Source organism: Vitreimonas sp. (assembly GCF_036392335.1).
In the GTDB taxonomy this organism is placed as follows: domain Bacteria; phylum Pseudomonadota; class Alphaproteobacteria; order Caulobacterales; family Aquidulcibacteraceae; genus Vitreimonas.
Map to the genome: position 1 here is coordinate 23,936 of NZ_DASVYD010000003.1, position 10,586 is coordinate 34,521.

Sequence of the window (10,586 nt, forward strand, 5' to 3'; positions counted from 1 at the left end):
CACTTGGCGCGGGGGCCAGCCCCTCTCTTCCATTCCACGGCGGATTTCGAATAGCGTTGGCTTCCAAACGATGGGGGGAAACCATGTCCGACACGTCCGCCAGCGCCTTGCCGAAGCACCATAAGGCGACCTCGCGCGAAAAATTGGTGATCGGCGCCTCCTCGCTTGGCACCGTGTTCGAATGGTATGATTTCTATCTCTACGGTTCGCTCGCGACCTACATCGCGGCGCACTTCTTCTCTGGCGTCAACGAGACAACCGCGTTTATTTTCGCCCTGGCCGCCTTCGCTGCGGGCTTCTTCGTGCGCCCGTTCGGCGCCCTCGTGTTCGGCCGCATCGGTGATCTGGTTGGCCGCAAGAACACGTTCCTGGTGACCATGGCGATCATGGGCGTTTCCACGTTCGTCGTTGGCCTTTTGCCAGGCTACGCGCAAATTGGCGTCGCCGCGCCCATCCTTCTGATCTTGATGCGTCTGCTCCAGGGCTTGGCGCTCGGCGGCGAGTACGGCGGCGCGGCCACCTATGTCGCCGAGCATGCGCCCAATCATCGGCGCGGCCTTTACACTGCGTGGATCCAGACCACAGCGACGATGGGGCTATTCCTCTCCCTCCTCGTTATCCTTGCGACGCGCACCGCGCTTAGCGTCGAGGATTTCGCCGCGTGGGGATGGCGAATTCCATTTCTGGTCTCCATCGTGCTGCTCGGCGTGTCGCTCTGGATTCGCATGCAGCTCAACGAGAGCCCAGTCTTCCAGAAAATGAAGGAAGAGGGCACCACATCGAAGGCTCCGCTCGCGGAGGCCTTCGGCAAATGGAGCAATGCCAGGATCGCAATCCTCGCGCTTCTCGGCGCCGTCGCCGGCCAAGCCGTGGTTTGGTATACAGGTCAATTCTACGCGCTGTTCTTCCTTGAGAAGACACTGAAGGTCGATGGTCTCACGGCCAACAGCCTGATCGCCGTCGGCCTCCTCATCGGCACGCCATTCTTCATCTTCTTCGGCTGGCTCTCCGACAAGATCGGCCGAAAGCCGATCATTATGACGGGCTGCGCCCTGGCGGCGTTGACCTACTTCCCTTTGTTCAACCTTTTGACCGAAGCGGCCAATCCCGCGCTGGCCGCCGCGCAACGCACCGCGCCCGTCGTCGTGTACGCTGATCAAAGCGCCTGCTCGTTTCAGTTCGATCCCGTCGGCCGCAACCAGTTCGACACCCAGTCCTGCGATGTGGCGCGCGCGTTCCTTTCGCGGGCGAGCGTGAGCTACACCAACCAACCGCTGGCTGCGGGTTCAGTCGCGGAGGTCCATATCGGGGACACCGTCATCCGCGCTCCCGATACGGCGCGTTTGGACACTCCGGCGCGTGCGGAGGCCATCGCTGCGTTCCAGACACAGGCGCGCGCCGCACTCGACGCGGTTGGCTATCCGACGGCCGCCGACCCCAACGCCATCAACACGCCGCTTGTGGTGGCGATCCTCGCGCTGCTCGTGATCTACGTAACCATGGTGTACGGACCGATCGCTGCGATGCTGGTCGAACTGTTTCCTAGCCGCATTCGCTACACGTCGATGTCATTGCCCTATCACATCGGCAATGGCTGGTTCGGCGGCTTTCTGCCGACGACCGCCTTCGCAATCGTGGCCGCCACTGGCAACATCTATAATGGGCTCTGGTATCCGATCGTCGTCGCAGCCGCCACACTCGTCATCGGCGTGCTCTTCCTGCCGGAAACGTTCAAGCGCGACATCGACCAATAGCTTTTCTCGAGCCGGAGAAGAGCGCCGACGCCGCTCCATCGAGCGGCGGTTCAGCTGGCCGCCCAACGGCCAACTTCGTCCTCCCGCGCGATCAGCGCCAAACCATAGGCGATAGAGACGAGTTGATCGCCCGTCTCGATCTTGTCGGCGCCGAAGCGCTGCTCGAACTGCGCGCGTACGGCCGGCACAAAGGAGGAGCCGCCGGTCAGGAAGACGCGGTCGACATCGCGTTCTCGGATATTCGCATCCGCCAAGGCGCGGTCGACGCAGGCGCCGATCTCTGCAAGCTCAGGCGCGATCCACTTTTCAAAGTCGGCGCGCTTGATCGTGCGCTCAATGTCGACACCGGCGACATGAAACGAGAACGCCGCTTCCTCCGCGTGCGAAAGCTGCATCTTCGCCGCGGACACCGCACGATACATTTCATAACCAGCATCCGCGTCCAGGAATGCCAAAAATGCGCGGATCCGGTCGGGGTCGAGGCTTGACCGCACCAATTGTTGCAGTTCCCGGTAGTCGCGCGAGTGACGCATGATCGACAATTCGTTCCAACGGCTGAACTTGCTGAAGTAGCCGTTAGGCACCGGCAGCACCTTGCCCCAGCTCATGTACTCAGAGCCCTTGCCGAACGCGCGGGCCACCACCTGATCAATGATCCGATAGTCGAAGGCGTCGCCCGCGATCCCAACGCCTGCGTGCGCCAGCGGCGTGTAATCGAGCCCATGCGCGCGGCGCGAAAAGCGCACGACCGAGAAGTCGCTCGTGCCGCCGCCGAAATCCGCCACCAATATGGTGGCGTCGGCCTTGAGCCGGTGCGCGAAGAAATATGCTGCAGCAACCGGCTCATAGACGTGGTGGATTTCCTCAAAGCCCACCGCACGCAGCGCCACTTCATAGCGCGTGCGCGCAAGCGTCTCATCCGCGGCGCCACCCGCGAACCTCACGGGCCGACCGATCACAACACGCTTAGGAAAATCGGCGCCCGCATGGGCGCGAACCCGCCCCAGAAAGCTCGATAGCAAATCTTCGAAGCGGACACGCCGACCATAGATCAAGGTGTCGGTGAACAGCGGGCTCGCGGCGAACGTCTTGAACGATTGGATGAAGCGACAATCGCCCGCCAATTCGAGGAATTGATCGATCGCCCACGGCCCCGCTTCAGTGCACGTGCGACGCACCTCCACGTCTTGCTCTTGCCAAAAACAGAGCACCGAGCGGAAGGCGTCGAAGCGCTCGCCAGTGTGCGTGAAGTGAAACGCTTCCGCCTGGCCGTCGCGATTGATCGTGGTGGCGACCGTGTTTGTGGTGCCGAAATCGAGACCAATGGACGCGACCATAGCCAACCTCCAACGGCAAACGCCCCGGCGCTGGGCCGGGGCGTATTTTCGGGGGCGGTCTGCTTAGCCCCTGCGCCCTGTCTGTCAAGGCAACGCCCGAACCGGCCCCCCGGAATTGCGCGGGATCAGCCCCCGGCCCGTGCAAACTTGTCGCTATTGCGAGTCACTCGCATTCGTATTAAGGCTGCGCCGCGAAGGGGCCTTGGGGACACTGATGATGCGATTGGACACAATGTTGTTGGCGGGCGTCGCCGCCGCCTGCCTGGCTGCGCCGGCTTATGCGCAGTCGGCGGATCAGACGACGACCGAGGCCGACGAGATCGTTGTCGTCGGTCGCTATACGGTCGATGAACAGATCGACACCGCCACCGGCCTAGGCCTCACCGTGCGCGAGACGCCGCAATCGGTCACCGTGGTGACGCAACAGCGTATTCGCGACCAGAACCTGGAAACCATCGCTGATGTCGTGCGCAACACGGCAGGCGTGTCGATGGTCGAGGTCGATGACGTGCGTAATGTCTTCAACGCACGCGGCTTCGAGATCACCAATTACCAAATCGACGGCCTGCCCCTCTCCTGGAGCTTGGCTGGCGACGCGGCCGAAACGCTTGCCGACGTCTCGATCTTCGAGCGCGTCGAGTTCGTGCGCGGCGCCACGGGGCTGCTGACCGGCGCTGGCGATCCCTCCGCCTCCATCAATCTTGTCCGCAAGCATGCGGATGCGCGCGACCTGGAAGCCTATATTCGGGGCTCGTTCGGCAGCTGGGAAAATCGCCAGGTCGAAGCCGACGTGGCTGCCGCGCTCAATTCCAGCGGCTCCATCCGCGGCCGCTTCGTCGCCAAGTACGCGGAGGGCGAGTCCTACATCGACCTCTTCAACTTCGATAAGACCGTCCTCTACGGAGTCATCGAGGCGGACGTGACGGACGCCACCACAGCGCGAATCGGCGCGAGCCAGCAAACAAATAGTCCGACCGCGCCGCTCTGGGGGGCGCTGCCGACCTTCTACACAAATGGCGAATTGACGGATTTGCCACGGTCTCAGAGCACATCGGCGAATTGGGCCTATTGGGATACGCAGAATACGAATTACTTCGCCAACGTCGAACATGAGTTCTCGAACGGCTGGCGCCTCAGCTTCAATTACAACCGCATGATCAATGGCGCGGAAACCGAGATTCTCTACCTCTACGGCGCCATCGATGAAGCGACGGGCGTCGGTCTCGCCACTTGGCCCTACAAGAGCGACGGCGAAAGCGTCCAAGACAGCTTCGATGTCCAGCTACGCGGGGCGTACGCGTTATTCGGCCGCGAACATGAATTCACGATAGGCGCACTGCATAGTCAGCAGGACGCCGACACCTACGCCTTCGCCGCTTTAGGCCCCAACGCGTTTTTGCCGGCGACCAGCCTTTACGATTGGGATGGCGATTTCCCGCGCCCGGAATTTTCCAGCGTCGGCACGCACGATCAGGCCATCGAAACTGAGCAGACTGGCTATTTCGCCGCCACCCGCCTCAACGCGACCGACGCGCTAAGCGTCATCGCCGGCGTGCGCGTGTCTTCCTGGGAGCGTTCCGGCACGGAATACGGCGCGACACAGAATTACAGCGCCGACGACGTCGTCATCCCCTATCTCGGCGTATTGTACGATCTCACGCCCACGCACCGCATCTACGCAAGCTACACCGAGATCTTCCAGCCGCAGAATTTGCGTACCGAGTCCGGCGACCCGCTCGATCCGATCGTCGGCCAAGCCTATGAAATCGGCTTGAAGAGCGCGTTCTTTAACGATGCGCTGCAGACATCGTTCGCCGTGTTCAGCATCACACAAGACGGTTTGGGCCAGCCCACCGGCGGTACGGTGGATGGCACGAACCCGCCGGAATTCGCCTATCGGGCCGCCGAAGGCGCGACGAGCGAAGGCTTCGAGTTCGAAATCCTCGGTCGCGTTACCGAAAGCTGGAATGTGAGTCTGGGTTACAGCCAGTTCGAGATCGAGGACGCCGAAGGCGCCGAGGTCAACACGGACCAGCCGCGCCAAAGCCTCACCTTCTTCACCACCTATGGCTTCGCTGGCGCGCTCGATGGCCTGACGCTTGGCGGCGGCGCAACGTGGCGCAGCTACGCCTACACCAACGCCACCAATCCCGTGACGTTGGACCCGACGCGCATCGAACAAGATGAATATGCGCTCGTGAACCTGATGGCGCGTTATGATCTCAACGACCAGGCATCCGTGCAGGTGAACGTCGATAACCTCTTCGACGAGACCTATTACAGCCAAATCCGCTATTTCAGTCAGTATCGCTACGGCGCGCCGCGGAATTACACCGTCGCGTTGACCTACCGCTTCTAGCCGGCGGCGCGTCATGGCCATCGCATTACAGGTGCTGGGGATCACGGTGCAGACCGCTGGACTCGCAATCCTCTATCTGCACTGGCGCGCCAGGCGCGGTCTCGGCGGGCCCGTGCTGTTTGCCGGCTGGGCGCTCATCGCACTCGGCGCAACGCCCTGGCTCTATAGCGTCTCCGTGGAGCGCGCGTTCGCGCTCGCCATGCTGGCGCCGATGGTGGCGGGGTTGCTCTTGCTTGCGCCAGATGGGCTCGCGCGCAGCCGACCAAATGCCACGACCCGCAAAGCCAAGACGCGCGCCGTGCAAGACGCCGCGCCGCTTGAAACCGACTCGCACGCGTCCGGACGCGTCAGCCGCGACGTCGCGCGTTGGATCGGCGCGCTTGTCATTGCGCCCGCGTTCGCGCTCGCGGCCATGGCCGCATGGCAAGCGTTCGCGCCGGGCGCAAACGCGGATCGTGTCGCCTTCAGCATTCTCGCCCTCATGCTGGCCTGGACAGCGGCGCTCCTGTGGTTGCTTGCGAGCCTGCGCCCGTGGCGCGCCACATCCATCCTCGGCATCGTCGCACTCGCCCTGGGCGGCGGCGCTTATCTCCTGGTTTCTGGCGGAGCAAATTGATGGCCGGCGCAGAGAAGACAATTTGGCCGCGCGTGCCAGCGGGCTTCGTCAAAGGCCAATTGCTTGCGCACAAGCTGCTCGGCCTCGCGCTGGCGGCTGTGATGTATCTTGTTTGCGTCACCGGCGCGATCGCCGTTTTCTACGCCGATTTCGAACGCTGGGAGCAGCCAGGCGTCCCGGAAATGACGCAGGTTTCGCCGGAAGCAGTCGGCCGTGCGGTCGCATACGCGCGTCAACACATTGCCCAAACCGGCGCTCAGCCGAGCGATGTCTATGTCATCACGCCGAGCCCGGAGATGCCGCGGCTGGTGATCGATTACGAGGAAGATGTTCTCGCCTTCGACGCCAGCGGCGCCTACGCCGGTCCGGGCGCGCACGAACTAACTCATTTTCTCACCGAACTTCACTACGCGCTGCACCTGCCGTGGCAGATCGGCTTCATCGTCATTGGCGTGCTCGGCGTTCTGCTGGTGGCGCTGATCGTGGGCGGCGCGCTCGCGTTGCCGCGCATGTTCCGCGACGCGTTCACGCTGCGACTCGATGGCGGACGCCGCCTCTCACGCGTCGACATCCACAATCGCCTGGCGGTCTGGGGCCTACCGTTCCATCTGCTGGTCGCCGCGTCGGGAGCCGTCATGGGCCTTGCCTTGGTGGCGGTTGGGGTTGCTGGCCCGATGATGTTCGGCGGCGACAGCGCACGCGCTATGGCGGACCTCTACGGCGATCCCGCGGCCATCGCCGCGCAAGCACGTCAAGCCGGGCCGCCGCCCAGCATGCTCCCCGAGGCGCGCATTGTCACCGCGCTTGAGACGCTGGCGCGCGAACGTCCGGACAATCCGCCGCTCTACATGGCGCTCAATCAATTCGGCACACCGGACGAAACCCTCGCGATCGGCGCGGGCCATTCCGATCGCCTGATTTACAGCGAAACCTACCGCTTCGATAGCGCCGGCGGGCTGATGGGCGCCGACGGCTATGCTGAAGGCGAGGCCGGCCGCCAAGTGCTCGCCAGCATGTTCCGCATTCACGCTGGCGCGTTTGGTGGTCCGTTGGTGAAGTTCATCTATCTCGCGCTTGGGCTCGCACTCAGCTTCATCTGTACGACCGGCGTCGATATCTGGCTTGCGAAAGCCGCCGCGCGCGGGCGCGCGCATCCACGTATTCAATCGACATGGACGAGTTTCGTCTGGGCTACCCCCGCCATGCTGGCGCTCGCCAGCACTCTCTATGTGCTCTGGGCGATTTCACCCGTTCCGATCTTTTGGGGCGGCGTTCTGCTGCTCAGTCTCGCCGGCGTGTGGACGCCGCAACATCTCGCGCACTGGCTGGCGCCATTTGCGACAGGCCTGCTCACGCTCTCGCTACCGCTTGCGCACGCAGCGCGCTTCGGCGCTGACGCCGCCGCGCCTTCGGCTGTCTGGGTGAACGCCGCCCTCGTGTTCGCCGCCGCGCTGCTCATCGCGCTGGGCTTGCGCAACCAGCGCCGCGGCGCCGCCGCCCACACAAACGCACAAGGCGCTCCTGCCTCCCTAGCCGCCTCCTAACCGGCCCAGCGCCGACGCCCGATTTATTTCTTTTTCTTCTTCGGCGTGCGGACGCCTTTGAAAGGACTCCTGTCCGCTTTCATGTCGATGATGCGACCTGTTTCGGTGTCGCGCTTGACGTACCGTTTGGCCTTGGGGTTCAGCGCTTGCGTGCGGCCTTTGACAGCGCCAAGGCGCTTGCCGTCGCCTCGTTCTCCAATCTTGGACATACCGGGCTCCTCACAACGACGATGGGAACGTGCGTCGCCGAGATCGTCAAGCCGTACGGCCGCCCGCCTGCCAAGAATAGCGCGCGGCCCAGCAAAGCCGCGGACGGTTTGACCTTTATCAACGGCGCAATGAGCGTGACCGATATCTTGTGCGCACAAGGTTGGGCGATGTCTCAAACGCAAGGTCCCAGGCTACATCCTGTAAACACGCGCATTGCCGAAAAGCTGCGTGATATGGCCAACGTGCTTGAGCAACAGGAAGAAGACGGTTTCCGCATCCGCGCTTATCGTCGAGCAGCCGACACGGTCGAAGCGTTAGCAGAGCCTGTCGATACGATCCTTGCCCACAAAGGTCGCGAAGGATTGGTGGCGCTGCCCGATGTCGGGGTGGGCATCGCCGCCGCAATCGCAGAAATGCTGCTGACTGGACGCTGGGCGCAGCTCGAGCGCCTCACCGGCGAACTCGAGCCCGAGAAATTGCTCCGCACCATTCCCAGCATCGGCCCAAAACTGGCCGCCCGGCTGCACGAAGATTTGCACATCGACACGCTGGAACAATTGGAAATGGCCGCACACGATGGCCGGTTGGAGGGCGCACCGGGCGTCGGCCATAGACGCGCCGCCGCCATTCGCGCCTATCTCGCAGATAGATTGGGGCGACGACGGATCAGAAGCAGCGCCGCCTCACAACAGCTCGAACCGCCCATCAAACTCTTGCTCGAGATCGATGCAGCCTATCGAGAGAAGGCGGCCGCGGGAGAACTGCGCAAGATTGCGCCGAAGCGCTTCAATCCGCATGGCGAAGCTTGGCTGCCCGTGCTTCACCAGCGGCGCGCGGATTGGCGCTTCACCGCGCTCTACTCAAACACACAGCGCGCCCATGAACTGGGCAAAACGCATGATTGGGTGGTCATTTACTTCCATACAGACGCTTCCGCGGAGGGCCAATGCACGGTCGTTACCGCCGGACAAGGCGAACTGAAGGGCCAACGCGTCGTGCGCGGTCGCGAGGCGGAATGCGCCCAATATTATGCAAGGGCTCGGCCCTGAGAGCGGATCTCTGGCGGCCAGCATTGGGCAAGTTACGCTGAGAGGCCATGGTATAGGTGGGCTGCCGTTCGTGATTCTCGCCCATAGGTTCATAATGCTGCGCTATCTTATGCTCACTGCCGCGCTGATTGCGGTGGCCGCTTGTCAGCCGACCTTGACGGCCACCCCAAACCCAACGGCGGACAGCGTCGAAGACGACGTCGCGCCGTCTGCTCAAGCCGCGGCGGGCCTAAACGTCGCAGAGACGCGTTGCGCAGCTTGTCACGCCGTCACACCGGACCAAGTCTCGGCCAATTCGGATGCGCCGACGTTCGCGTCGATCGCGCGCCGGCCCGGCCTCACCCAGGCGACCGCCTACAGATGGCTCCGCAATTCCCACGACTTTCCCGACCAGATGAACTTCAATCTCGATCCCGAGCAAGCCGAACAGCTCGCGGCTTATCTGCTGACCTTGCGAGATCAGGATTCAGATTGAGACCGCCGCTGCCGGCAAGCCAGCGAACGCCGCGAACAGCTAGGGCCGAGGCTCGGCTCAACGCGTGACGCATGCGATGTCAGCGGCGATCGACCACCTACCAGCCGCCGCCGCCGCCACCCCCGCCGCCGCCGCCAGATGAGCCGCCGCCGCCGGAGCCGGAGGAGCTTGAGCTCTGAGGCAACGCGCTGGAGACGCCGGAACTCATGGTGCTGACCAACCCGCCAGTAAGCGCGCTGATCGAGTTCGCGTTCGACATCGTCGTCCAGCTCGGACGATAGCGCGCGGCCTCTTCCGGGATCAGCCGCTCGAAATGTTCGGTCCATGGTTTTTCAACGCCGAGCGCAACCGCGTAGGGCAAGAAACGCTCATAGCGCTGGATTGTCATCGGCGGCGGCTGTTCGAGACCAACTTCGACCGCATTGAGCTGAAGCTTTTCCGCCTTCTCCATATAAAGCTTAAAGCCTTCGATCTCGGTGCGGATCGCTTGGCCTTTCTGCGTCGGCGCCGGCATCAAGTACAGGAAGACGCCATTCATCAGGATCAGCACAATGACGCCCAGCGTATGCCAGGATGTCCACTGCGTGACTTGCGTCGCGGCGATGCCGATGACGGCGAAGCTGATGAAGATCGCGGCGATCGTGTAGCCGATATTCCAGCGAAAGTAGGATTCGCCGTAGCGACGGCCGAGCGCGGCGTAGAACGCATTGTAGGCGCTGGTGAAGGATGCGTCGTAATTGCCGCCGAGCGTCTTGGTGCGGCCAGTGGAAAAGATGGCGTTCTCAAGCGCGATATCTTCAGGCGCAATGCCGGCGGCGCTTGCGCCTTCGGTGCGGCGCGTGAGCACGGTGATCTGCTTGCCAGAGGCGTCGATGTTGAGCCGGTCTCTAACGGCGAGCTGCATGAGTGTGGCGATCAGCGCGCGGTGACTGGCGACGGCGCGATAATAGATCTGATGCACGGCGGCCGGCGAATAGCCTGCGGGCGGCTCGTAGCGCGGAAAGACGGGGCCTTTTTGCGGATCGCGGCCCACCTTGTTGAACGCGTTGGAAAGAAAAACGAAGACGCCGCCGAGGCCGAGGCCCAGAATGACGAGTGCGCCGTAGCGTTGCCACCAGAGCGCGGCGCGGTCCCCGGCCGACGGCGGATCGATCAGGCCTTTCTCGAAGCCGACGGCAACGGTGAGGCCTTCCTGCGGCTGCAGCGACCGCGTGGTGATGAAGCTGTGCAGGTTATCGCGCT

The 10,586-nt window shown here is 63.1% G+C and carries 9 protein-coding genes; 6 read left to right on the forward strand and 3 right to left on the reverse strand.

Going from position 1 to position 10,586, the window contains the following annotated elements; genetic code table 11:
- Nucleotides 1–83 precede the first annotated feature (83 nt).
- Nucleotides 84–1,754 carry an MFS transporter gene (locus tag VF769_RS00695; RefSeq protein ID WP_331006445.1) on the forward strand — a complete coding sequence of 557 codons (1,671 nt, stop codon included), beginning with the start codon at nucleotides 84–86 and terminating at the stop codon, nucleotides 1,752–1,754.
- 50 nt (nucleotides 1,755–1,804) lie between these two features.
- On the opposite strand, the gene VF769_RS00700 is transcribed toward VF769_RS00695, so the two are convergent.
- The gene (locus tag VF769_RS00700; RefSeq protein ID WP_331006446.1) at nucleotides 1,805–3,091 is read right to left on the reverse strand and encodes an Hsp70 family protein; all 1,287 of its coding nucleotides are present in this window, start codon (nucleotides 3,089–3,091) and stop codon (nucleotides 1,805–1,807) included.
- Between the two features lie 217 nt (nucleotides 3,092–3,308).
- Between VF769_RS00700 and VF769_RS00705 the strand changes: the two genes are divergently transcribed.
- From VF769_RS00705 to VF769_RS00715, 3 genes are read left to right on the forward strand one after another with little or no spacing between them, the layout of a single operon-like run.
- Nucleotides 3,309–5,450 (forward strand): TonB-dependent siderophore receptor, encoded by a 2,142-nt coding sequence (locus tag VF769_RS00705; RefSeq protein WP_414731752.1) that lies wholly within the window; start codon nucleotides 3,309–3,311, stop codon nucleotides 5,448–5,450.
- Between the two features lie 13 nt (nucleotides 5,451–5,463).
- Nucleotides 5,464–6,066 (forward strand): hypothetical protein, encoded by a 603-nt coding sequence (locus VF769_RS00710; RefSeq protein WP_331006448.1) that lies wholly within the window; start codon nucleotides 5,464–5,466, stop codon nucleotides 6,064–6,066.
- The gene (locus VF769_RS00715; protein ID WP_331006449.1) at nucleotides 6,066–7,610 is read left to right on the forward strand and encodes a PepSY-associated TM helix domain-containing protein; all 1,545 of its coding nucleotides are present in this window, start codon (nucleotides 6,066–6,068) and stop codon (nucleotides 7,608–7,610) included. The genes VF769_RS00710 and VF769_RS00715 overlap by 1 nt, the downstream gene beginning before the upstream one ends.
- Before the next feature lie 23 nt (nucleotides 7,611–7,633).
- Here VF769_RS00715 and VF769_RS00720 read toward each other — a convergent pair whose 3' ends face one another.
- Entirely contained in the window at nucleotides 7,634–7,819 is a 186-nt protein-coding gene (locus VF769_RS00720) for a hypothetical protein (protein WP_331006450.1), read from the reverse strand.
- 168 nt (nucleotides 7,820–7,987) lie between these two features.
- Here VF769_RS00720 and VF769_RS00725 point away from each other — a divergent pair, with 168 nt between their 5' ends.
- A complete protein-coding gene (locus VF769_RS00725; protein ID WP_331006451.1) occupies nucleotides 7,988–8,869 on the forward strand; it encodes a helix-hairpin-helix domain-containing protein in 882 nt (293 codons plus the stop codon).
- A gap of 94 nt (nucleotides 8,870–8,963) precedes the next feature.
- Nucleotides 8,964–9,344: a c-type cytochrome gene (locus VF769_RS00730; protein WP_331006452.1), complete on the forward strand. Its 381-nt coding sequence runs from the start codon at nucleotides 8,964–8,966 to the stop codon at nucleotides 9,342–9,344.
- 97 nt (nucleotides 9,345–9,441) lie between these two features.
- Here the strand turns inward: VF769_RS00730 and VF769_RS00735 are convergent.
- On the reverse strand, nucleotides 9,442–10,586 hold a 1,145-nt coding region (locus VF769_RS00735), incomplete at its 5' end, for a DUF2207 domain-containing protein (protein WP_331006453.1).